This window comes from Beggiatoa alba B18LD (genome assembly GCF_000245015.1).
GTDB classification, from domain to species: Bacteria; Pseudomonadota; Gammaproteobacteria; order Beggiatoales; family Beggiatoaceae; genus Beggiatoa; species Beggiatoa alba.
In genome coordinates, this window is the sequence record NZ_JH600070.1 from 1128968 (window position 1) to 1153476 (window position 24509).

17 protein-coding genes are annotated in these 24509 nt (G+C 40.3%); 4 read left to right on the forward strand and 13 right to left on the reverse strand.

Going from position 1 to position 24509, the window contains the following annotated elements; genetic code table 11:
• Positions 1-24: 24 nt before the first annotated feature.
• From BEGALDRAFT_RS04485 to BEGALDRAFT_RS04520, 8 genes are all read right to left on the reverse strand, one after another.
• A complete protein-coding gene (locus tag BEGALDRAFT_RS04485) occupies positions 25-846 on the reverse strand; it encodes an ABC transporter ATP-binding protein (RefSeq protein ID WP_002684091.1) in 822 nt (273 codons plus the stop codon).
• 93 nt (positions 847-939) lie between these two features.
• Positions 940-2277 (reverse strand): ABC transporter substrate-binding protein, encoded by a 1338-nt coding sequence (locus BEGALDRAFT_RS04490; RefSeq protein ID WP_002684092.1) that lies wholly within the window; start codon positions 2275-2277, stop codon positions 940-942.
• Positions 2278-2388: 111 nt separating this feature from the next.
• Positions 2389-3459: a branched-chain amino acid ABC transporter permease gene (locus BEGALDRAFT_RS04495; protein ID WP_002684093.1), complete on the reverse strand. Its 1071-nt coding sequence runs from the start codon at positions 3457-3459 to the stop codon at positions 2389-2391.
• A gap of 12 nt (positions 3460-3471) precedes the next feature.
• Entirely contained in the window at positions 3472-4377 is a 906-nt protein-coding gene (locus BEGALDRAFT_RS04500; protein ID WP_002684094.1) for a branched-chain amino acid ABC transporter permease, read from the reverse strand.
• Positions 4378-4502: 125 nt separating this feature from the next.
• A complete protein-coding gene (locus tag BEGALDRAFT_RS04505) occupies positions 4503-5294 on the reverse strand; it encodes an ABC transporter ATP-binding protein (protein ID WP_002684095.1) in 792 nt (263 codons plus the stop codon).
• Positions 5295-5308: 14 nt separating this feature from the next.
• Positions 5309-7258, reverse strand: coding sequence for an AMP-dependent synthetase/ligase (locus BEGALDRAFT_RS04510; protein ID WP_002684096.1), 1950 nt, complete (start codon positions 7256-7258; stop codon positions 5309-5311).
• 291 nt (positions 7259-7549) lie between these two features.
• Positions 7550-8641, reverse strand: coding sequence for a globin domain-containing protein (locus BEGALDRAFT_RS17905; protein ID WP_002684097.1), 1092 nt, complete (start codon positions 8639-8641; stop codon positions 7550-7552).
• 336 nt (positions 8642-8977) lie between these two features.
• Positions 8978-12058 (reverse strand): type ISP restriction/modification enzyme, encoded by a 3081-nt coding sequence (locus BEGALDRAFT_RS04520; RefSeq protein ID WP_002684098.1) that lies wholly within the window; start codon positions 12056-12058, stop codon positions 8978-8980.
• Between the two features lie 343 nt (positions 12059-12401).
• Here BEGALDRAFT_RS04520 and BEGALDRAFT_RS04525 point away from each other — a divergent pair, with 343 nt between their 5' ends.
• On the forward strand, positions 12402-15485 hold the full coding sequence (locus BEGALDRAFT_RS04525) for a beta-propeller domain-containing protein (RefSeq protein WP_002684100.1): 3084 nt from the start codon (positions 12402-12404) through the stop codon (positions 15483-15485).
• A gap of 57 nt (positions 15486-15542) precedes the next feature.
• Here the strand turns inward: BEGALDRAFT_RS04525 and BEGALDRAFT_RS04530 are convergent, their stop codons facing one another.
• From BEGALDRAFT_RS04530 to BEGALDRAFT_RS04540, 3 genes are all read right to left on the reverse strand, one after another.
• Positions 15543-15992 carry a MaoC family dehydratase gene (locus BEGALDRAFT_RS04530; protein WP_002684101.1) on the reverse strand — a complete coding sequence of 150 codons (450 nt, stop codon included), beginning with the start codon at positions 15990-15992 and terminating at the stop codon, positions 15543-15545.
• 340 nt (positions 15993-16332) lie between these two features.
• Positions 16333-16944, reverse strand: coding sequence for a hypothetical protein (locus tag BEGALDRAFT_RS04535; RefSeq protein WP_002684102.1), 612 nt, complete (start codon positions 16942-16944; stop codon positions 16333-16335).
• Positions 16945-16964: 20 nt separating this feature from the next.
• Positions 16965-18302: a sulfotransferase family protein gene (locus BEGALDRAFT_RS04540; protein WP_002684103.1), complete on the reverse strand. Its 1338-nt coding sequence runs from the start codon at positions 18300-18302 to the stop codon at positions 16965-16967.
• Position 18303: 1 nt separating this feature from the next.
• Between BEGALDRAFT_RS04540 and BEGALDRAFT_RS04545 the strand changes: the two genes are divergently transcribed.
• Positions 18304-19488: a thioester reductase domain-containing protein gene (locus BEGALDRAFT_RS04545; RefSeq protein ID WP_002684104.1), complete on the forward strand. Its 1185-nt coding sequence runs from the start codon at positions 18304-18306 to the stop codon at positions 19486-19488.
• Here the strand turns inward: BEGALDRAFT_RS04545 and BEGALDRAFT_RS04550 are convergent.
• The gene (locus BEGALDRAFT_RS04550) at positions 19466-20341 is read right to left on the reverse strand and encodes a queuosine precursor transporter (RefSeq protein WP_002684105.1); all 876 of its coding nucleotides are present in this window, start codon (positions 20339-20341) and stop codon (positions 19466-19468) included. The two genes, BEGALDRAFT_RS04545 and BEGALDRAFT_RS04550, sit on opposite strands and share 23 nt — an antisense overlap.
• 151 nt (positions 20342-20492) lie before the next feature.
• Here BEGALDRAFT_RS04550 and BEGALDRAFT_RS04555 point away from each other — a divergent pair, with 151 nt between their 5' ends.
• Positions 20493-21413: an alpha/beta fold hydrolase gene (locus tag BEGALDRAFT_RS04555; protein ID WP_002684107.1), complete on the forward strand. Its 921-nt coding sequence runs from the start codon at positions 20493-20495 to the stop codon at positions 21411-21413.
• Between the two features lie 40 nt (positions 21414-21453).
• Here BEGALDRAFT_RS04555 and BEGALDRAFT_RS04560 read toward each other — a convergent pair whose 3' ends face one another.
• Entirely contained in the window at positions 21454-21933 is a 480-nt protein-coding gene (locus BEGALDRAFT_RS04560; protein ID WP_002684110.1) for a peptidylprolyl isomerase, read from the reverse strand.
• 258 nt (positions 21934-22191) lie between these two features.
• On the opposite strand from BEGALDRAFT_RS04560, the gene BEGALDRAFT_RS04565 reads away from it, so the two are divergent.
• Entirely contained in the window at positions 22192-24486 is a 2295-nt protein-coding gene (locus BEGALDRAFT_RS04565) for an ATP-binding protein (RefSeq protein WP_002684111.1), read from the forward strand.
• The last annotated feature ends 23 nt before the right edge of the window (positions 24487-24509 follow it).

Below are 24509 nucleotides of genomic sequence, written 5' to 3' on the forward strand. Positions count from 1 at the left end.
TCCCTTGTGAAACGTGAAACGGGGTTAAGCTAACCAGCGTTTCCGACGACGATAATGTTTAACATCCCGAAAACTCTTACGCCCATGTTTGCTTAAGCCTAAGTAGAATTCTTTAACGTCTTCGTTTTCGCTTAGGGTTTTCGCATCGCCATCCATCACTACCCGCCCATTTTCTAAAATATAGCCGTAGTCGGCATAGCGTAAGGCAATGATAGTATTCTGTTCAGCGAGTAGAAAACTCACTTTTTCTTGTTGGTTGAGTTCTTTAACGATGAGGAAAATTTCTTCGACTAATTGGGGGGCAAGTCCCATAGAGGGTTCATCGAGTAATATCATTTTAGGATTCGCCATCAGCGCACGCCCAATGGCAACCATTTGTTGTTCCCCACCAGAGGTGTAGCCTGCTTGACTTAAGCGACGGACTTTAAGGCGGGGGAAATAATGGTAAACCTTTTCTAAACTCTCACGTATTGCCGCGCGTCCATCGTGGCGAATATAAGAGCCTGTGAGCAGATTTTCTTCAACGGTTAAATGTCCAAAGCAACGTCGACCTTCCATCACTTGAATAATGCCACGTTTGACTAATTCCGCAGGGTTTAACTGGTCAACTTGTTCATGGCGAAAAGAAATAGAGCCTTTTGTTACTTCTCCCCGCTCTACGCCTAATAAGTTAGAAATTGCCTTTAATGTCGTGGTTTTGCCTGCACCATTTGCACCCAGTAAGGCAACGATACCACCTTCAGGGACTTCTAAAGAAACCCCTTTTAGTACCAGAATCACATGATCGTAAATCACTTCGACATTGTTGACAGACAGAAACAGAGAGGTATTCGTATCATTCATCATAGCTATCATGCGGGCTGGGCTGGCATCAATCTGATTTATTGTTAATCAATTGATTGAACGTTATAAATAGACTAAACCAGCCGTGAAAGGGATTTATAAAGAACTGCCGTCTTCCGCTTTGCAATCACGGGGCTTAACACCTTTTTCCGCCGCGTATTTTGCTGCTGATTCTTTGGTTAGTTGCATGGTCAATTCATAATCAGGTTCTATCCAATCACTGATATTGACCCATTTTGTCCCATCCCATTGCATAAAGCGGACTTTGCCACTGCCTTCATGATTTGCGCAAGAGGTTTTCATTGGGGATAAGAAACCTTCTGCTCCTAGTTCTTTAACCCGTGCTTCGGTTAAGTCTAAGTGTTCTAAGCCCCAACGTACTTGCTCGCCTGTTAAGGGTTTATTGCCAAATTTCGCTTGTGCCACACGAATGGCTTCAATATTTAAAATGCCGTGGATGATACCGCGATTGTAGTAGATTGAACCGATACGATTTTTATCAACTGTGCCTTTCCCTTTGTCATAAACATGTTTCATGACTTCTTTAATAACAGGGTAGTCCGTGCCAGCTGGATGGAAACCAGCGGCAATAAAGCCTTTAGCGGCATCGCCTGCGGGCATCACATCTTCCTCTGAACCGCTCCACCAGACACCAACGATTTTTTCACGCGGGAAACCGATTTGCTTGGCTTCTTTCAGGGCGGTAGGATTCATAACCCCGAAACCGCGTAAGACGACCCAATCAGGAGCCATACGACGCACTTGTAACCACGTGGCTTTTTGTTCTAAACCAGGGTGAGCAACGGGGAAATGTTCCAGCGTAAACCCATATTTTTTCGCTTGTAACTCTAAAACGGGGATAGTTTCTTTACCATAGCCAGAATCATGATAAACATGGGCAATTTTCTTACCCTTGAGTTTATCCATACCGCCTTCTTGTTGACCGATGAATTTAATTTTTGCGGTGGATTGATTCCAATAAGTGGTTGTTAAAGGAAATACATAATCAAAAACGCTACCATCTAACGTATCAGAACGTCCATAACCGATAGAAACTAAAGGTACTTTATCCGTTGCCGCTCTATCCATCACCGCATAAATTTGTGGTGTGCCTAAGAAGTTAAACGCGGTAGCACCTGTTGCTCCTTGTTTTTTCAGGCGTTCATAACATTCAATTGCACGGTCTGCTTTATACGCCGTTTCGCACTCTTCCCAGACTAATTTAACCCCATTGACCCCGCCATCACGGTCATTAAGCATCTCCATGTAATCCATGAACCCCCCAAAAACCGCAATGCCCGCTGCTGCATATGGGCCTGTGCGATAAATTGGAATGGGCATAAATTGTTCTTCAGCAGCAAACGTGCTGAAGCTGAAACCGCTAAACATAACCCCAGCCATTAAACTGGCAATGATTTTTTTGTGCATACGCATAGCGTGTGAATCCTCCGTTTAGATGTAAATTGGGGATTATCCCCTTGTTTTAATAATATAAATCAATGTCTGATTTTATGCGTTTAAAACTTGTTTAGCACGCCCTAAAAATTAATGTGGAAACGGCCATAAACGCAGTTTTTCTTTAGTAATTACCCATAAACGCGCTAAACCATGCGGTTCAACAATTAAGAAGAAAATGATTAAAATCCCGAAAATCATCACTTCTAAATGCGCTACCACATCTGCATTTAAGGTACTTCCAAATAAACTGGCGATAATATTTAAGAAAATTGGCAGTAAGACTATAAATGCAGCCCCTAAAAATGAGCCTAAAATGCTGCCAACCCCGCCGATAATAATCATGAATAAGATTTGAAAAGACCCAGCCAGCGAAAAAGCATCGGCTTGTGCGTCTAAGGTGCGTAAATATAAAAATGCCCACAAAGCCCCCGCAACGCCACAATAAAATGAGCTGACTGCAAAGGCTAATAGTTTGGTTTTTAACATCTTAATGCCTATCACTTCTGCCGCGACATCCATATCTCGAATTGCCATCCATGCCCGCCCAATGTGACAACGCACCATATTTTTAGCGAGCAACGCCAGCAACGCGACAATGAGCAGGGTTAATAAATAGCGTTCCGTGACACTGCCGAACGTATGACCAAACATAATGATTTCAGGTGCGTTAATCACGCCAGAGGCATCATTATTGGAAAACCAGCTCACGCGATTGAGTAACCAAATGATGAAAAATTGCGCGGCGAGCGTTGCAACGGCTAGATAAAAACCTTTAATCCGTAAACTTGGCAAGCCAAATAATACCCCCACTAATGCCGCAACTAAGCCCGCTAAAATAAAATCAACAATCAGCGGTAAATATGGCATCCGCAAAGCGAAGTTATACGCCGTAAATGCACCCACTGCCATAAACGCAGCACTGCCTAATGAAAGCTGTCCCGCGTAACCCGTTAAAATATTTAGCCAAATAGCCGCAAGCGATAGAATTAAAAACGGTGTGAGGATTGACCCCATCCAATAATCTGTTGCAAATAAAGGCACGCCAATAAAAGCAACGGCTAATAACAGATATAAAGCAATACGGTCTTGTTGAATGGGGAAAATTGCTGAATCTTCAGCATAATGCGATTTAAATTGTCCTGTTTCACGATAAAACATGGCTGAATGCTCCTAAACGCGGTCGATATGTCGTTCACCAAATAACCCTTCGGGACGGAATAATAAGAACAGCATCGCTAACATGTACGGAAACCATTCTTGTATCCCACCGCCCACGTAAGAACCGACATACACTTCAGCCAATTTCTCCGTAGAACCAATGATTAAACCGCCAATAATCGCCCCTGGAATAGAGGTAAATCCACCGAGTATCAGCACAGGTAAGGCTTTTAAAGCAACTTGCGTTAAGCTGTATTGCACGCCTAAGCGTGACCCCCAAAGTAATCCCGTCACCAGCGCGACAATGCCTGCGACTGACCAAACAATCACCCAAATATGTTGTAAAGGAATGCCGACAGATAAAGCGGCTTGATGGTCGTCTGCAACCGCCCGTAATGCCCGCCCAACACGGGTTTTATTAAAAAATAACACTAATAAGACGACTAAAGTACCTGCAATCAATGCGGCGACGAGGTCAAAGATGCTGATATACATCCCCGTGTGATTGATAAGAAATTCAACAGGCGATTCAGAAATTCCCAAATCTAAGCCCCGCACTTCTGAGCCCCAAACCAATTGCGCAAAGCCATCGAGAAAAAAAGCAAGCCCAATGGTTGCCATAAAAAGAGTAATTGGTGGTTGATTGACCAGCGGACGCAAGACTAAACGCTCAGTGAGAATAGCAACGACCAGCATAATGACCAAAGTCAGGGCGATGGCAGTCCAGATGCTTAAGCCTTTTTCTAATAAACCAACATAAGTGAGTGCAGCAAAGAACACCATCGCTCCTTGCGCAAAATTGAGGACACCAGAGGCTTTATAAATTAACACAAAACCTAAAGCGACTAAGGCGTACATCACGCCTGATAATAAGCCTGAAATCAGCACTTCGAAGAAAAACGCTATTTCTCCAGCCACGTGAAATTTCTCCTTGATTTTGATGGATTCTTCCGCGCAATTAGTTTTTTTATTGAAGCGGTGCGCGAATGATTTTGTAAATTTTTATTGTTTTAAAGACAGTATGATATTGTAACAACTTGGCTTTAATGGGAATTTCCTAAATATGCCTCGATAACTTCAGGATTATTCCGCACTTCATCAGGCGTACCATCGCCAATTTTGCGCCCATAATCCAACACGACCACTCTGTCAGAAATATCCATCACGACCCCCATATCATGTTCAATCAGCACAATCGTTGTGCCAAATTCATCATTAACATCAAGGATAAAACGACACATATCCTCTTTTTCCTCGACGTTCATGCCTGCCATGGGTTCATCCAACAATAACAATTCAGGTTCAGCCGCTAACGCACGGGCAAGTTCTACCCGTTTTTGTAAGCCATAAGGCAAGCGACCAACAGGGGTTTTACGAATCGATTCAATACGTAAAAAGTCGATAATTTCCTCAACTTTTCGCCGATGCTCGATTTCTTCCCGTCTTGCCGCGCCTAAATAAAAGGCTTGTAAGAGAAAATTACTTTTCATCTTTAAACAACGCCCTGTCATGATGTTATCTAAGACGCTCATTCCTTTAAATAACGCAATGTTTTGAAAGGTACGGGCAATACCTTGTTGCGCTGCCTCATGCGCTTTCATCTTCGCACGTGTTTGTCCCTTATACGTGATTTTGCCCTCTTGTGGATGATAAACGCCATTAATCACGTTTAACATGGAACTTTTACCCGCACCATTAGGGCCAATAATCGCTAAAATCTCATGCTCTTTGACGGAAAAGCTAATATTGGTTAATGCCTTAACACCACCAAAGCTCAAGCTAATGTTGTCCACACTTAACAGCGTTTCGCCGATTCTTCTGCCTGTGACTGCCATTGTTTCGCATCCTCTTAACTGGCTTTCGCAAGGGGGGTAAAGGTTTTTGTTTGCCGAATTTTTAACGTGGCACGGATAACCCCTTCACGCCCATCTTCAAATTTAACCGCTGCCTCTACGTTGATGGATTCTTGCGCGGAATACAGCGCGTCGATAAGAGTTGCGTATTTTTCCGCAAGCGGACGACGGCGCACTTTACCCGTGCGAGTTAATTCACCATCATCGGCATCCAGTTCTTTATGAAGGATTAAAAAGCGTTTAATTTGTGAATCAGCCAGATGTGGCTCTTGTGACAGGTCAAAATTGACTTGCTCGATACATTTTTCGATCAAGTCATAAACAGCGGTTTGTCCTGCTAAATCGTTATAACCTGTATAAGCTAGGTTACGACGTTCTGCCCAGTTACCGACTGAGCCTAAATCGATGTTAATAAAAGCAGTGGCATAATCACGCCCATCCCCAAAGGCAACCGCTTCTTTAATGTGGGGGAAAAACTTCAGTTTATTTTCAATATATTTCGGTGCAAACATTGCCCCATTGGTCAATTTACCGACATCTTTTGCACGGTCAATAATTTTTAACTGCCCTGAATCATCAAAAAAACCTGCATCGCCTGTGTGAAACCAGCCCTCTGCATCTTTTGCTTCTGCGGTTGCTTCAGGATTTTTAAAATAGCCCTGAAAAACGCCTGGACTGCGGAAAATCACTTCCCCTGTGTCAGAAATTTTCATTTCGACTTGGGGCGATGGTGTGCCAACGGTGTCGGGTTTCACTTGACCATTTAATTGCGTACAGACAAAGACAGAACCTTCAGTCATACCATAAAGCTGTTTTACATTAATGCCTAAAGAGCGGTAAAACTGGAAAATCTCAGGGCCAATTGCTTCCCCAGCGGTATAAGCCAAGCGAATGCAACTAAGTCCTAAGACATTTTTTAAGGGTTCATAGAGTAAAAAACGCCCGATTTGATACTGCAATTTATCGGCAAAAGGGATTTCATGCCCATCTAACACTTTAACGCCGACTTGTTTGGCAAACTCCATAAAATATTGAAACAACCAACGTTTTAAATAGCCTGCATCTTCCATACGTATCATCACTTGCGTGAGCAGACTTTCATAAATACGGGGCGGGGCAAAGAAATAGGTAGGGCCTAACTCACGTAAATCGGTTAAAACCGTATCGCTACTTTCAGGACAATTCACGCAAAAGCCCGCAACATAGTATTGTGCATATGAAAAAAGATTGTCGCCCACCCACGCCATCGGTAAATAGGCTAAAACTTCTTCTTTATCCGTTAAACCATCACGTTCTATCGCATTACGAGCGGTAACAATTAAGTTATTGTGCGACAGCATAACCCCTTTTGGACGACCTGTTGTGCCTGAAGTATAAACAATAATGGCGGTATCGCTGGCTTTGGTTTCCTCCACCGCACTGGGAAATAGACCTGTATTATCAAATTGATAATGTCGTCCGCGCTCTTGTGTATGGGTATAACTGTGCAAAAAGGCTTTTTCATACATTTCATGAAAACGCATTCCGCGCGGGTCGTCATAAATGATATGTTCTAAGTAGGGACAACGGTCTCTAATTTCGAGGAGTTTATCGACTTGTTCTTGGTCTTCGGCAAAGGCAAAACGTGCTTCAGCGTGTTCTAGCACATACTGCATTTCTTCTGTGGCAGCGTCTTGATACAAAGGAACGGGAATCGCGCCTAAGGTTTGGACTGCTGTCATTGCCCAATATAAACGGGGGCGATTATCGCCAATAATGGCGACTTTATCCCCATGTTGTAAGCCCATCGCGGATAAACCACAAACTAATTCACGGACTTGCTCATAAACTTGTGACCAAGTCCACGATTGCCAAATACCGAAATCTTTTTCACGAATGGCGACTCGATGAGGACGCTGTTTTGCATGGTGAACCAATAGCTTAGGGAAGGTATCTAATTCAGACATAACTGACTTTTGTTCCTCCGATGGTGGTACTGCAATTTATTAGTTTTATTTATAGGTATAATTTTTTTTGGCTATGTTATCAATATAAACTAACAATGCAAGCGTCTATTTATAAATAAATTACGTTGCATAGCAACAAAAAGCTATCGGTGAAGAAAAAAGACTGATTGGTCTATTTTCAGTGGGATTAATATAAGCGCTTATTTAAAATAAATATAAAATTCAATAAGTTATAATGATTAATATTTACTTAATCTCTATAAAAATGAGAAATTATTGTAAATTTTTGCATTAATCAGAAATACGGCGAACTTCGACACTTTTTACCCCACGCACTAAACGCGGTGTCATATAACTTTCAGGATTGGTTAATAAGCATAAACAGCCTGCTTTATCTTCTAATAAACGATTGTTTTTACTGTAAGCTAATAAAATTGAATCGCCAATTGTGGCATTAAACACTTCGTGCCATGAAAAAACAGTTTGATAGCCATCGTAAGCGGTGACGACGATATATAAAGGGGTACGATATAACGGGCGTTCACTTTTAATCATGGCGCGATTTAAGAGATTTTTTAACAACACCCCTTTATATAAATGTTCTGTGTCTAATTGTTTATATGTCATTGAGCAGATAACGGGAGGCATTAAAATGCTGGCGGTGGGTAAATCAAATAAATCAATTAAGTTAATGGTTAATGGCTTTTTCACTTCGCCAAAAATGCTTAATGTCGCACGTTCTTGGCGACTTAATGCATCGGTAGAGGTGATACTGTCGGTGGTGGGAATTGGTGGTAAAATCTGAAATTCTTGTTTAATTTCTGAGTGTTGATTGATAGGTGTGCGTGTAAAAAAGGATTTAATACTATCAAAATGAACCCGTTTAATGGGGATATTTCCATGTCGTTGATTGACTAAGCGAATAGATAAGGCTTCTATCCATGTCCAAAACTCTTCTAAAACGTTGCTTGGAAAATCAACATCTCGCAATGCTTGTTGATATAAGGCTAACCAAATTTCGCGTCCTGCTTCATCAATCATAAAAGGAATATGACGACGACGTAATTGCGGGCGACCATAAGCTTCTGAATAATAGTTTTTTCCGCCACAGGCTTCGACAAAAAAGTCAGCGATTTTTGTGACAACTGTCCAAAATTGTTCTTCTTCTTGGGTAAATAAGTGAGCAATCGGACTTTTGAGCAATAAAGCGTGATGATGGAAAACTAATGCCCGTAAACGTGCTTCTCCGACAACTTGCAAAATACGGGTTGAGGGGGGAATAACTTCAGGTAACGCCGTTCCATCAATACCATGTAATGGGCAGCGTGTGATATCTGCTGTTAATTCAATTTCAGATGTAGAGAGCATGAGTTTAGATGACATGTTTTTAAACCTCAGAGACAGCAAGATGAACCGCTATTCCTATAAGCAAAAACAATACCTTTATTTATAATATTGATTTATATGCAAAAATATATAAACCACTTGTATTTTGTCCGATAATTAACTATGCGTTATATAATTTTGTATATAACGCTACACAGATAAACTTTTTACTTAAAGTAAACACACTACAGAATGACTATCTGAACCATAATTTATTATGCAACCTAATTTGCTTGATTTTTCATTTTCAACGGAAGTTAAAAGAAAAATGAAACAAGGCGTTATGTTGACTTTTTTATGAGTCGTTACAAGGCGTTGAATAGTTAGGTGTATTTAAAGTGGTTGTTTTGATAACGCTTTAACTAATTTAACCGTTTCTATGCTCACAGTGATGATTTGACGGATTAGGCGGATTATGTATTGTTCGTCGTCTAGGTTGTTGGGGTCGTTGATGATGCCGCTGCGTTTGTCGGTGCTGACTTGGTACTGGTCGATTATCCAATCTAACGCACTACGGTTGCCTAAGCGGTATTCTAATGCCTCGGCTGGGATTCCCTTTAGTGTCAGGCTGTCGTTGTAAATTATCGCGGTCTTGTCTTTGTTAAATTTCATCTTTTCAACACGATAATCAAGTCTATCAGGGCAGTCGATTTCTAACTCGTATTCGGCTTGGGTTTCGTAGTTTAAATGTAGTTCTGCGAGTTGTTTGCCTATATGACTGATTGCCCAAAAATCGCTTAATAAGGGGATTCTCGGCAGTTCTCGCTTTAAATTGGCTTGATAGGTTTCTCGGTAGCCTTCGTGATGCAAAACACCATAAATATAATGGAATATATCCCATTTATTGAGGCTTTTATCTTGGTAGTGTTCTTGATAATGCGTTAATGCCCAGTCGGTTATGTTTTCTGTGCGGTTCGTGCCGTCTTCGGCGTAGGTGTAAAACGAGAAGCATTGTGTTTTTTCAAATGCTAAATCGAGAGCGGGAATGTGGTTTGTAATTAAACATCCAAATCCTTTTCTATTCCCTACTCCAGCTATACAAATAACCTTATTTTCTTTCTCAGTTTCTGGGGTGGGGAAAATAGAGGGGAATTGGTAAACCCTTTCGTTAAACATTCTGTCGAAATAAAGGAATTGTTTTGTAAATGGTCTATACAAACTTGTTCTGATGCTTTCTTGTTTCAAGTTAGCGTCGATATTCCGTTTTAAAAAACCTTTTAATGTGGCTGACCAACTTAATTTTTTATCGTCGTAGGTTACAAAACTATCGATAAATTCTTCTTCTCCTTTTAGTTTTGACGTTAAACGAGAATATTTAGAAACATGTTCATTATAAGTATCAATGCTTAACTGTATGTTTTTAGCAAGTTCAGCCGCATTAAAGTTGTAAGCCCATATATCGCGGTTTGTCTTAATTCCACCACTATATAGTTTAAAAATAACCTCTTCTGCATGGCTTTCTGTCGCCTTCCCTTCTTTAGACCCAATAGGTGTAAAGGTGTCAAAATCAGCTTTTAAACCCTCAGTTATCCAGTTATCTTTATCATCAGGGATAATCTGTTTTAGGGTTAAGTTAGAAAACTGTTTTTTCTCTTCTAGTAGGCTTAATTTTTCCTCTTTTTTTAAGCCTTTTTCCATACGGTGGTAGTAGATTTCGGAGGTCTGGTTATTGTGGTTTTTTACTAAAATAGCGATAGAGACACCAACACGAATGCCAAATACATTGCCTAAATCATCATCTGTTTTTCTTGAGTTTCCACCTAAATCTAATATATAGATTTTATTGAAATCTTTGGCTAAATGCTTACGCATTCCATCCGTTGCTATCCCTTCTAAAAATCCATTATTAGTCACAAAAGCAATAACGCCATTTTCTCGCCCTGCAAGCCGTTCTGTTGCCCACGCAAAGGCTTTAATATACGCATCGGATAAGGAATTTTTATTCGTGGCTTTAGAGTCTTTTGCATAAGTATCCGCAATAACTGCATCTAAATGGGGATATTTACGGTTTTTATTGTTGTCATTCTCGTTCTGTTGCCAAGCGTTATAAGGTGGGTTTCCCAAAATAACGAAAATAGGCGAGTCTTTTTGTCGCTTTACCCGTTCTATGTTTTCAGGGATGTTAAAACCGAATCCGTATTGTTTGCCTTCTAACATTTCAAATGTATCGACTAAACAAATTCCTTGAAATGGTTCATATTTACCCGTTTTTTCATAGTAGGCGTGTTCTATGTTCATGCTGGCGATGTAGTAAGGAAGCAACATCACCTCATTACAATAGAGTGATTCATTATATTTAGTCCCTAAACCCAATGGGTTAATCTCCTGCATGACCCGTAAAATAAAGTTACCTGTGCCTGTGAATGGGTCGAGAATGTGAACATCAGGACTTGATAAGGTTTTATCGAACTCACGTTTTAAAATCTCTTGAACGGAGTTCACCATAAAATCGACAATGGGTTGAGGGGTGTAAACAATCCCGTGGGTGTCTGCAACTTTAACCGCAAAGCCTTGAAAAAAGTTTTCATAAACCGCGTTTAAAAAGTCCTGTTTTCGGCTGTATGAGTGGATTGTACTGGCGGTTTCTTCTATAGCGACATAGAAGCGGTCGAGACTTTTTAGGAATTCTTTGCGACTGAAGGATTTAACTGTTAAGGCTTGTATAACTTTTTCAATTTCCCGAGCGATAACGTTTTTATTAGCAAAATCAGGATTATCAAAAATCGTTCTAAATAAACGCTCGGTTAATAAATGTTGAACCAACATTTCGATAATGGCATCTTGTGATAAATTGGGGTTAATCGAGACACGACAAATAGTTGCAAAGTCTTCAAAAGCCAGAATAAAGGCTTTGTTTGTCTTTAATTCGCCATTGATGATTTTGACTAAAGACTTGCCTAGCTCGCCGACTTTGTCCTTGAATGCCTCGATTGCCTCTTCCCATTGTTCATAAACGGGCGGCTTGTAGCTTAGAAACAGGTCTAAAGCGGTGATTAAATGCTCGGGGTTCTCTGTGGATTCTTCAAACGCTAAATTGCCATGTTGGTATAAAATCACGTATTCAGGACTTTGAAATAAGATATTGTCCTTCGGATAACCCTCTTTAAACTTTTTATCCACCTCTTTCTTTAACTTATCCTTACTGTCCTTCGCTTCCCATATCCCATATAACAAGACTTTCGTTTGTTTATCCACTAATGCGCCGTCAGCTCTTAACGGTTTCCGTTTGTCTCGTTTGATTGAATATTGTTCAACTAAATCAAGGTGAGGAAATTGGCTTAAGCAGTGTTGGATTAAAGCTGAAAACTTTGGAGCAACTGCGCCCTCATTGTTTTGATTTGTGTCTAACAGGTCTTTTACTTGGGTGTAATAATCTTTTATCGCTTTACTGTTTGACTTTAAATTCAAAGGCATTTTTTTATATCCGTATATTTAGGGGTTAATAAATTAGGAGAGTAAATAGCTTGCTGAGTATCGCTATGTTAGCGTGTTATTTGTTCATAATGGTTAGCAGCGGTTACTATATTCTCGCATCTGAACAAACCCGCCTCAATTATTTCCTGTCCTGATTATTTGCATTAAGATTGTTTTAAAGCAATATTTCTAATAAAAATAATTTGTAACGTGACTTCACGATATCTACATGATTGTATGCAAAAAAAGCGAATATAGGTATTTATACTTATACCGATGATTAAATTATCTTAAGCTACACTTAGCCCATCTTATGCTTAAAGCTTAATTTTAGGAGTCTTTTATGCAATTCAAACATACATTATTGGTCAGTGCGTTGTCATTGGTCATGACTATGCCCAGTTTTGCGTGGCAAGTGGATGTAACCCCCGCGACAACGACAGAGTCTGCACAAATCACCGTTAGTAATACGACAGTATTAGAAGAGAAGCTGGTTTATCTGGTTTGGATGGATTTAGATGCCAGCGAGGATAAATTTTTGTCGTGGACAACAGCAACAGGTTGGCAAAAAGGCTTATTCCCCATCACGCCAACGCCTGTTAAGGTAGAAAAATTTGAAAAAAAGGCAATTGCTGAGTTATCCGCAGCCTGCCCAGCTTCTCATCGTTGCTTTGTCGCCTTAGTGGCAACTAAACCTGATGTAAATCCCTTAGATAGTCAACAATGGGATGCGGTTTCAATCTTACCTTTAACGACAGAAGCGGGTTATTTACGCCTACTTGGTCAACGCTTTTTCTTATCGCTTGATAATTATCAATCAACAACGGCAGGTCTCCCATTTTCTGGCTCTGACTCAAAAGATAATGAGGCAGAAACAGATACAGGTTCAGGGACAACCACAACAGAAAAACCCGATATTTTCAGAGTGGTTGGGCAAAAAATTCTTTATGCCAACGCACAAGCGCGTAAATTTCAACTAATTGATATTTCTGATGTCACTCAACCTAAGTTAACGGGAGAAATCGCCTTAACAGGGACTCCGCGCGAAATTTACACCTTAGACGATAAGATTGTGTTATTGCAGTCTTTATATACGGGTGAAGTCGGCACAAAGATTACCGTGCTACAGCAAGGTACAGGTAACACCTTAAACGTTGTCAGTGAAACACAATTAAGCGGGAATTTTCTCGAATCACGGCGACGTAATGACATTATTTATGCCGTGACGCAAATCAATGCAAATTTACCCATGCCTTTATTGGATAAATCGGATATTGCGTGCGTTGATTGCGGTACGCCTGCGGGGTTACAAATCGTCGCGTTACGTTTGAACACGACGGGGACATTGGAAAATCTGAAGCAAGTGGAATTAGTGGGTTACTCGCCCACCGTTTCTATTTTCAATGATTATTTAGTGGTTACTAATCCTAATCCCGATAATTGGCAAACATCGTTAATTCAGGTTTATCAATTGGATATTGCGGGTAATCCATTGCAAGCCCTGCCAAGTTTAGCCGTTGCAGGGCGGATTCCTTCTGAATTTCATGTTGATGTGAATCAGCAACAATTGCGGGTTGTGTTTGGTGATGTTATCTCTTGGGGTGAAATGGCGATAGGTAGCACCTTAGCCATTTACAACTTGCCCAATCTGCAACTACTAGGAAAAGTCGATAAAATCGCGCCAAAAGAAAGTTTATTCGCCACGCGCTTTGTGGGCGACCGTGCTTATGTCGTCACTTATGAGCGAAAAGACCCATTATGGGTCATTGACTTAAGCAACCCGACTAACCCCAAAATTCTCGGCGAGTTAGTTATCCCTGGTTGGTCAGAAAAATTATTTTTTCACGACAATTTATTACTCGGCGTTGGTATTCATGATGTCCCTGAAACCAATGAAGAAAATCAATTTGTCAGACGGGTTGCGCTCAGTTTATTTGATGTGACTAACCCCACACAGCCGACGTTTATCAATCGTCTTGTCCCCTTAGCAGGACAAACCACTTGGAGTTACTCGCAAGCCTTACAAGATGAGCGGGCATTATTGCTGAATTGGGACAGCGAATTAACCGCGTTACCCATTGAATCTTGGGGGATAGGCACAGGGAGTTATTTACAAATTGCTTCACTGGCAAATCGTCAATTAACCGATAAAGGCTTAGTCGATATGCCTGTCGCTATTTCACGCAGTACCCCAATTAATAGCGATACATTAGCGACTTTAGGCGACCAAGCCTTATTGACAATTCGCTGGGGGAATACCAAACCAACGGTTTTAGGTGAATTAGAGCTGGGAAGAAATTTAGCTTGGATAAAATTTACTGATGACAAGTTGTTAGCAGGCGGTTATGGTGCAGCAGGTTACAGCCGTTTATATCAATTCTCACCCACAGAGACGGCAAAACCTCAACAGCATTGGGCGTTAGGGCATAACTATAACAACATTACCTTAGACGGTCATACCGCTGTTTTTTATAACTATAATCCTTTAAGCGTGCAAACAGTGAATACCGATAACAATGTTATCAGCCCTGTTTGGACGTTGGAGGAAAATGCGAGCCTTGATTATTACAACATGGGCTACTGGTTAGAACGTAGCGAACCACTGGCTTATCAAGGACATTTCTATATCGCGGAAAAATGGAGTTATTCCCCTGTTATGATGGAAGACGGAACAGTCAAACCCGAAACCGACGCAACAGGACGTTTACCGATGCAATGGCAATTGCGTAATTGGGATTTAACAGGCGAAAAACCTGTTGAAGCAAAAGCAGTTTCTATTCCAGGTCGTCTGATAGGATTCAGCAGTGCGCAAATGCTCATTACGCAAGAAGCCAGCGCAACCAATCAACTGGTTTTAAATCAAGTGCGTTTAACTGGCGACGGTGCGACTTTATTAAATACTCGTGAATTAGCTTGTGCGCCTTATTCACAAGTACTAAAAACCACTGACGCGCTGTATATCAAATGCGATACGGCTTATAACAACATTGGCTACCCCATGACAACAACAATGGGCGGAGGTGCTGATACAAGTGCGGATAAAATGGCAAGCGATAGCATAACCGCCCCTGTTACAGAGACAGAAACAGTTAAAACGACAATTCTCAAAGTGAGTTTAAATACAAACTTTGCTGATTTAGGCAAATGGTCATTTGACGGCTATCAACAACTGCAAGCGGTTAGTGCGGATAAAGTGCTAATCAGCGAACCTCGCTATTATTACTACATGGATACGATTGCCAGTAGTTCTATGCCATTTATGGGAGGGGCATTAACGCCTTGTAACGTGTATCAATTAACGCTTGATAAAGAACCGCTACGCTTAAAAGAAGCAGATTGTAGCAATATCAGTGCGTCAGACTTATCTGACAATAGCCTGTGGTTCGCCAAAGGCTTTGAAGGCTTAACCAAGATTGATTTGCAATAAACGCTGGTAGGATTTAGACGAGGGCTGGTAGTCTTTGAAGACTGCCAGCCCTTTGATTTATGAGCGACACTGCACCCACAACGGCGTGACTAAACTGGCAGCCACTTCATCCCGCTGGTTATACGTCTGCCAACGCATTTTAACCACACCCCAGCCTTGTTTCGATTGTGAGGCTTTTTTCTCTAATACTTCTATTACAACCCGTAAGGTATCCCCTGCATACGTTGGCGTAAACCAACGCAACTCATCAACACCTAAGCCAATCACGCCATTAGCAATTTTTCCAATCGGGCTACCAACCACTAAACGCATCGTAATTGCACTGGTATGCCAACCGCTCGCGGCTAACCCTTTAAAAAAACTATCGACAGCTTTGTCTTTATCTGTATGAAAATATTGCGGGTCAAACTGTTTTCCAAAAGCAACGACATCCGCTTCAGTCAATGTCAATCGTTCAGACTCAAATTTATCCCCAACTTGAAAATCTTCAAAATACAAGACGCTCATGAATATTTATCCTAAATGAATGCGTAAATTAATCTGAGTTTGACGAGTTTCTTTTAAAAAGACAACAGCTTGTCTGAATCAGAATTCACAGAATTTTCAGAATTAGCAGAATTAAAAAGCGTGATTCACCTGACTTTTTGGTTTGAGGGTTTTAAATCCTGTTAATCCTGATTCAGACAAGGTTTTCATCTTGCCTAGTGAATCCCGATGAAAAACAAGAGAGTAATCTCTGCCAGTCCTAAATTTAAATCGCTTTATGGTACGTTTACTATAGGTTTTAAAAACCTAGCAGGTCTCTGTTTTATTTTATAAAACTCGCCGAACTCAGATTAAATTATATTTATTCAAAACTATCAACATAATAAATATTGTGTTTTGCGTCGTATTCCACAATGAGCGCGTTATCACCTTTTTTTAAATGCACGGTTGCTTTATGCGTGCGCACAGTAAGCACTAACCCTGCGCCACCGTCATTATATTCAGCCTGTCCCGCATTGGCAGATACTTGCCCCGTGGTTATCTTGCAAACTTTCCCCAGTAAATCTTGACCGCCACGAATTTTCGCGCCTTCTGTCTGTGGCAACCATTTTTGAAGTGGCACGATTAAATAAACCGTGATGTATGCCGATAGCCATATACTCAATACTAAGAGCAAAACACCAAATAAAAATTGCCAGAATTCATTGTAAATGGTTGTTAATAAAAGTTGTGTTCCTAGTGCCGATAGAATCCACGCACACAAGGTGAATAAACTAAAAATAATGGTAAACGGGGCATGTGCAAATCCTGTATGAATAGATTCAAAAAAGTTATCTAAATCATCAATATCAAAAAATTCAATATCTAACGCCCCTAAAATCACCAGTATCCAATACAACAGGATAATTCCCAGTAAAATCGTAAAAATGACGTTGGGAAAAGTGAGAATGATATTTAAAAAATTATTCTCCATCGATTTACCTCTTTATTTTTCTAGGGTTTTAAAACTGTTGCCTGCGTATCTATTGCTTGTATCTCAGCAAGTATTGTTTGTAATGCGGGTAAACATTGCATAATTTCCGCTTCATGTTGTCGCCATTTATCGGGCGCGGGGGCGGATAAAGTCATTTTTGATAAAGGTAGCCCTTGTTTAACATATTCGGCAATGCGTGTTGTCCATGTTAAGCCTGCAAACTCACTGAGTTGCTTTAAAATCGCGTGGGGATGTTGTCGTAAATCTTGATAATTCACAAATCGCCAACTGTCAGCGGGCAGGGCTTGCAAGTCTTTTAAAATATGCGAATTCGCCGCGTGCCATTGATAGGCGGCAATCTGTGCGAGTGTGCGCCCTGCTTGTTGTTGCCAGTTAGGCGGGAGTAAAAAACTCCATTCTAAATAATCCCATGCAGGCAAATTACGATAGGCAATAAAGCGACGTGAACGCCATCCTTCCATAATGCTATGAATATTCTCTTCAGGTTCTCGATATAAGTAAATAAATAATGCATCGGGAAATGCTTGTTTTAAAAAAGGAATTCGCAAGGCATTTTTCGGGGTTTTTTCTAAAAAACGAATTTGTGTCGGACGTTGTTCAGGCGGTAAATTTAAATAATAGTCGCCTGTTTGGTTTTGTAACTCGTCTGTAAATCCTAGTTTTAATTGCTGAATAGTCTCAGGATTTGCTTTATCTGCCATTAAGCAGTTAGAGGCATAGTCTTGTTGTGCGGGGTGCAAACTGGGAATACTTTCAATAATGTCATGACTTTCCCCATTGATTGACCATAATTCACTGAATTGCATTAAGGTTTCATATAACAAGGTACTGCCAGAACGCGGTGCGGATACAATGAAAATGGTTTGTTGAAAATCGGGAGGGGAAACTTGAGGGTTTAAGGCTTTTAACTTGGCTTTCCAGCGTTGTTTTTCTAATAGTTGTTTATTAATACGGGGAGTATCATGAATAACAACGGGGGCAAACTGTCGGATTTTTTGAATAATTTCTAGCGCAATTTGGTCATCTGGATTGCTCGGCTTTAACCATTTTTTGGCAAATACGGCGATATTTTCGTGAAAACGGAGCATTAAATCACGGTAGGCTAATTCGCCCGTTAATTGTTGTCCAAATTGTTGCACAACAGTTGTCCAGCGAGCTTGAATTTCTTGCAATTGTTGCAGAAATAAAGCCCATTCTGCTGGGGGAATGGCTTTGGTTTGAAGGGTTTCACGTAACTGATTAATATCGCAACTTAATGAATGGAGTTCTAAGAGTTCCCTATTAAAAGTGGGGGGAAGTTTATAGAATGACACATCTGAATTTAGGGAGAGTGACACGGTGCAAGTACTTCCTTCAATAGATTTATTGGCAGAAGCCCAATTAGATGAGCAGATTCAATATTCGCAAGACGTACAAACGCTAAACACATCGGCAACCGCTGTTTTATTAACAGGCGCGACGGGATTTTTAGGCGCGTATTTGTTGCATGATTTATTACGGATGACACACGTTACTGTTTATTGCTTAGTCCGTTGTGCAGATAATGCGACAGGTTTGCAACGCTTACAAGCGCATTTACAAACGTTAGATTTAGCCATTGATTGGCAACGGGTTGTGATTGTGAAAGGCGATTTAGCCTTGCCGTTGTTTGGGTTGTCAGCGGAAGATTATCAACAACTTGCCGATAAAATACAGCTTATTTATCACAATGGTGCACAGGTCAATGCGTTACGCCCTTATAGTGCATTAAAACCGACTAATGTGCTAGGCACACAGACCATTTTACAGTTTGCGAGTTTATTACGGGTAAAGCCTGTGCAGTTTGTTTCTACAGTGGCGGTCTTTTTTAGTCCTGCACATCGGGGGCAGTTGTTGGAAACGACAGAACCTGATGGACAACAGTTGCAAGGGGGATACCGTCAGAGTAAGTGGGTAGCAGAGCGTTTAGTACAGCAAGCGCAAGCACGCGGGTTGCCAACAGTTATTTATCGCGCGGGGCGTTTGGTTGGGCATAGTCAAACAGGGGCGCATGGTAATTTAAATGATTTATTCTGCTTAGTTTTAAAAGCGTGTTTATTATTAGGCAGTTATCCGAACGTTGATACTTATTTAAATTTAACGCCGATAGATTATGTGTCGCAAGGTCTTGTGCAGTTGTCACAACAAAATACTAGCATAGGGCAGACATTTCACATCTTAAATCCAAATAATATCAGTTGGCTGGAAATGATGGGGCTTTTAGCTGATTTGGGGTATTGCTTAAAGCCATTAACTTATGCGGATTGGTTGCAAGCGGTTGCTGAGGAAGCGGCACAAAGTCCGAAAGAGAGTATTTTCAATCTATTGCGTTTTTTATTGCGCAATTCTGCTTTTTTTACCGATACCCCCTTATTTAACGTGACACAAACAACGGCACAATTAGCTCCATTGGGTTTAACGTGTCCTCCTATTAATGCAGAGAGAATGCGTATTTATTTACATTATTTACAAAAAATTGGCTTTATTCCTGCTTTAGTTTCTTAAAAGGGACAACGTCGGCTGATTGTGTTGATGTTGTTATGAATGACGAGTCAATAGAGGATTTTTCCGTTTCTGTTTTGCTAATACCTTCTATTTCTTCATAATTATAATCCTTGCCGTGACGGCTTTCGCTCCAATCGCGGTAACGCATATCCCATGAAGTAGCCCAGTAAATAAAAGGGGTATCCATTAAAGCAACTACAATTTTTAAAATATATTTGGCAAAAGCAAGTTGTAACGCATCTGTAAAACCTACAATAGGGGCCCAAACGATAACAGCATATAACACGGTATCAATGGTTTGTGAGGCGATAGTTGATATATTATTGCGTAACCATAAATGTTTGCCTTTTGTCCAATGTAGAACTTTGTGGTAAATCCATACATCAAAGCTTTGGCTGACTAAATAGACAAATAATGAACCGAAAACAAATAAGGGCGTGAAATTAAAGAGGGTTGATATCGCTTCGTGGGTTGCTCTGGCAAATTGAATATCAGCGGGTGCATATAATAAGCTGATATATATCATTAAAACCATCATAATGCTGGTCACAAATCCAATCATCACCGCGCGTTGACCTTCACGTTTGCCATATTTTTCACTCAAAATATCCGTCGCAAAATAAATACCTGAGTAAAGAATCACGCCAACACTGGTTTGCATCCCAAAGACGGTAATTAGTTTAGGTCCTTGTAAGTTGCTCAACATGATACTCATGACGACAACCCCATACAGCCCCATTTTGCCAAACCATCGATACATAAAGATAGTTGTCGTTAGGTCAAAAATAACGGTCAATAACCAGAGAATTTCTGCGTTATGCCAGAAGAAAAACATGATAGAGTCGGATAACATAGCTCAACTTATGATTGTTCGGTTGTTTTTTTGATATAGCAAGTATTAAACCAGTTTGGGGTATGATTAGGTCAAATGACCCAATAAACTAACAGTACTTTTATGACCTTAAGAAAACTTATTTTAAAATAACCTGTTTATCGCAAACATTATGCCATTCATTAAAACACAAAATTTATCAATTCATTATGAGCAAACGGGACAAGGTAAAATCCCTATTGTTTTTGTCCACGGTAATTTTGCTTCTTGGCGGTGGTGGCGGTGTATTTTTCCGCAATTACCTGAAAACTATATTGCTTATCTTCCTGACTTACGCGGTTGTGGTGATACAGAGCAAACGGTTGATGGTTATCATATAGAACAACTTGCACAAGATTTATATGATTTTGTAACCGCTTTAGCGTTACCAGCCTTTCATTTAGTGGGGCATTCTTTAGGGGGGGCTGTTTCCCAACAATTTGCGTTAGATCATCCTGAATGTGTCACTACACTGACGCTTGTCGCCCCTGCTCCTGCTGAAGGGATGTCGTATTTAAAGCAAGAACATAATAGTTTTGTGGTTGGCATGTTGGAATCTTTTGAATTTCATGCATTATTACATTCGCTCCATTTTAATCGCTCAATTCTGCTACGCATTTTTAAGCAAATGGTGCCTTCTTTAAATCATCAAACCTCAGAATTTACTGCCTTAGTAGATGATGCGGCGCGGATGCCGCCTGAAGCCATTGTCGGTTTTTTAAACTCGTTAACCACTTGGAATGTATTAGACAGATTAAAAGAACTATCCCTACCCGTTTTAATTATCTGGGGTGAGCGCGACACGTTGGTCAAACGTGAGGCACTAGAGCGTATGATACTAACGTTACAACATGCCCAGTTAGTTATTTTACCCATGGCAGGACACGCCCCGCAGCTAGAACAACCTGATTATTTTAATAAGATTTTGTTCGAGTTTATTGAAACAAATGGGCGTAGCTTAAACCATCAGTACTCTTTTGCGACATATCGTAACACCGCCACAACCCAAAACTCATGGTGGCGGTGGTTAAAAAGTAAATTTTCAAAGGCTTAGAGCCTGCTAACTGAGCATGATAGTTGCTTGTTTTCTGATATTATTTGCGTTGGGTGGGTCTTTTATCCGCGAGTTTGATAATGTGAAAACCACTATCATTCCGAATTAAATCACTCACATCACCCACTTGCATAGTTTTAACGGTATCAGTGAACAATGAGGGAAGTTCGCTCAAGGTGCGCCATCCTAAATCCCCGCCTGTTTCCGCGCTGGGACTGTTAGAAACAGTTGCGGCAACACCTTGGAAATTTTCTCCTTCTTTCACCATTTTAAGCACTCTTTCTGCTTGTGTTTGCAGGGTTGTCATATCTGCTGCACTCGCACCACGAGGGGTTGAAATTAAAATATGATAGACGTGATATTCGTAACCACTGCTACTGGTTTGTGAGGTTGCTGCTGTGTCAGTTGTTGTATTTGCGCTGGTTGTTGGGGAGGATTCTTCCTTGACAGATTCGCCCCCTCCACAAGCTCCTAATAATAAAAATAAGCCAACACAACAATAGTGAGATAGTTTCAACATGGTTAAAACACCTTGGTTAAAATAACAAATAGAAAAATTGCATACTCAAAGATGGGTGCACTGAAGTTGCCTATTTAAGGCGATAACCACATAACACAATGCTAATTTATCATTAAGTTACCGCTTCCACCCTTGACAGTGTAAATTTATTGTACCGTGTCCCTTGAGAGAATGCGAAGCATAACGCTGTTTTCCCATGCTGACTAAATAACCCGTATGACGGGAATAATGACCGTTTTTTCTTGATGCAATTATAATATGTCAACTCATTTATCAACCTTACCATTGCACAAACGCTTGTCTTATCAACAAGCTCGCTCAGTGATGCTGATTGCATTGAGCTTAGGGGTATTATTCAGTTGTTTACAAATCTATATTGACTATTTTGCAGCACAAGAAGAAATCGATAATACGGTCAAACAAGTTATCAATACAGTCAAAAAATCAGCTATTCAAGCGGTTGACACCGCAGATAATCAATTAGCGGATAGCCTAGCGCAAGGGTTGTTTCAATACCAACCCATTTATAAAGTGGAATTAATCGACAGCCAACGCACACACTTACTCAATCGTGAACGTCTCCCAGCTAATAGCAATTGGCGTTGGTTTTCTAGTTTACTGTTCGAAAAATATACGATTTATGACAGCCCACTTTATCTAAAAAAAAGCAATCATTTTGCCCTGTTACGTGTAAGCGTCGATAACTATTTATTAGCCACTCATTTTTATGACCGTGCTTTTATCACCCTATTCACAGGGGTTGCCAGAAACGTCGTTTTAGCACTGATTCTCCTCTTTTTATTTCATCGCTTACTAACCAAACCTTTATTAAACATGGTCACAGTTTTACGGCAAATAGACCCAAAACAACCCGAAAAACAACGCCTCATTTGTTCTGAGCAACATCAAGAAGATGAGCTTGGACAATTGGTTGATTCTACAAATCAGCTTTTAAAGACCATTGAGGAAAAATTAAACGAACGCGACCGCTTACTACAAGAAATGCAAGCAGCAAAGAAAATCATAGAGAAAGCCAGTGCTGCGAAAAGTGAATTTTTAGCAACCATGAGCCATGAACTAAAAACCCCGCTCAATGCTATCTTAGGCATGTTATCGTTGACCTTACACACACCATTAAACGATACCCAGCAAGAATATATTAAAATTGCCAGTCAATCAGGGCATTCTCTGCTTAACATGATTAATGATATTTTAGATTTTTCTATGCTAGAAGCAGGTCGTTTAGTCCTCTTGTCTGAAGTTTTTTCGCTCCGTCAAACCCTTGAGCAAACCCTGCAAGGCTTCGCACTACTTGCACAACAAAAACAACTGACCTTATTAATAACTATTGCAGATGATATTCCCGAACAGTTACAAGGAGAACGTACTCGCTTTTGTCAAGTGTTACAAAATCTTGTCAGCAATGCGATTAAATTTACCCATAAAGGCGAAATTATCATCCGTATTCGGCAGACCACACCGCCCACAAATATATCCGTTAATAGCGTCACATCGGATACCTTATGGTTATACTGCGAAGTCTGTGATACAGGTCTTGGGATTGCAAAAGACTATCAAACGAATATTTTTGAAATTTTTTCACAAGAAGACAATTCTAGCACTCGATCACATGAAGGCGTTGGATTAGGATTAGCCTTATCTAAACGACTGATTCAATGTATGCAAGGGGAAATTGGTTTACATTCAGAATTACAACAAGGTAGCTGTTTCTGGTTTAGCCTTGCTTTTCAAACCGTTCCTATCATAGAAGAAACCTCTGCGGAAAAAATATTTAAAAATAATAAGATACTTACAGGACGACATCTATTAATCGCCCATCCTAACCCTGCTATCTGTCAAGAATTAAAAAATTATGTCACTACCTTAGGCATGCAAGTGACGACGACACAGCACTATTTAGAATTACTCGATGAACAAGAAAAAGCCGATATTTTATTGATTGATAGTTCTTTATTACAAAATAAAACCCTGCCCAATCTCAATAAACCACATATTTTATATGTGCCCGTCAATCATCTGACGATTTCAGAATATAAACATTTCTTACATAACCCTATTTATACCCATCAACTCAACGTAAAATTGCAAGCCCTGCAACAGCAAATCGATGATGAAAAGCATCAAGCGACCTTACCAACATCAGAGATGTCCAACACGCCACTGATACCTGCTCAAGAAAACTGCGTATTACTGATAGAAAACGATATTTTTAATCAAAAAGTTGCTTTACGTATTTTTAAAAAACTGAATTTGCCCGTCGTCATCGTCGATAATGATGAAGAAGCCTTACATGTTTTACATGCAAAAAAATATACTATTATTTTTATCAGTATGACGACCGACCCTTACTATCAAAACTTATTAACGGCTTTAGAAACTTTAAGTTATACCGTGCCGATAGTTGCCTTACTCACGACAAAAGAGACGGCAATCACCCACTTACCCGCCTTAATTCAACACCATATGCATCACCCACTAAAGCTAGATGAATTTAAACTGCTCCTTCAACAACTACACATTATCAATGAATAAGCGCACCTAACCCGCATATTGCC

Bases quoted from the DNA above. Each gene is read 5' to 3' on its own strand.
- BEGALDRAFT_RS04495 (WP_002684093.1), bottom strand. From the start codon at position 3,459: ATGTTTTATCGTGAAACAGGACAATTTAAATCGCATTATGCTGAAGAT.
- BEGALDRAFT_RS04565 (WP_002684111.1), top strand. From the start codon at position 22,192: ATGTCAACTCATTTATCAACCTTACCATTGCACAAACGCTTGTCTTAT.
- BEGALDRAFT_RS04485 (WP_002684091.1), bottom strand. From the start codon at position 846: ATGATGAATGATACGAATACCTCTCTGTTTCTGTCTGTCAACAATGTC.
- BEGALDRAFT_RS04555 (WP_002684107.1), top strand. From the start codon at position 20,493: ATGCCATTCATTAAAACACAAAATTTATCAATTCATTATGAGCAAACG.
- BEGALDRAFT_RS04530 (WP_002684101.1), bottom strand. From the start codon at position 15,992: ATGAGCGTCTTGTATTTTGAAGATTTTCAAGTTGGGGATAAATTTGAG.
- BEGALDRAFT_RS04510 (WP_002684096.1), bottom strand. From the start codon at position 7,258: ATGTCTGAATTAGATACCTTCCCTAAGCTATTGGTTCACCATGCAAAA.
- BEGALDRAFT_RS04550 (WP_002684105.1), bottom strand. From the start codon at position 20,341: ATGTTATCCGACTCTATCATGTTTTTCTTCTGGCATAACGCAGAAATT.
- BEGALDRAFT_RS04535 (WP_002684102.1), bottom strand. From the start codon at position 16,944: ATGGAGAATAATTTTTTAAATATCATTCTCACTTTTCCCAACGTCATT.
- BEGALDRAFT_RS04490 (WP_002684092.1), bottom strand. From the start codon at position 2,277: ATGCGTATGCACAAAAAAATCATTGCCAGTTTAATGGCTGGGGTTATG.
- BEGALDRAFT_RS04525 (WP_002684100.1), top strand. From the start codon at position 12,402: ATGCAATTCAAACATACATTATTGGTCAGTGCGTTGTCATTGGTCATG.
- BEGALDRAFT_RS04505 (WP_002684095.1), bottom strand. From the start codon at position 5,294: ATGGCAGTCACAGGCAGAAGAATCGGCGAAACGCTGTTAAGTGTGGAC.
- BEGALDRAFT_RS04520 (WP_002684098.1), bottom strand. From the start codon at position 12,058: ATGCCTTTGAATTTAAAGTCAAACAGTAAAGCGATAAAAGATTATTAC.
- BEGALDRAFT_RS17905 (WP_002684097.1), bottom strand. From the start codon at position 8,641: ATGTCATCTAAACTCATGCTCTCTACATCTGAAATTGAATTAACAGCA.
- BEGALDRAFT_RS04560 (WP_002684110.1), bottom strand. From the start codon at position 21,933: ATGTTGAAACTATCTCACTATTGTTGTGTTGGCTTATTTTTATTATTA.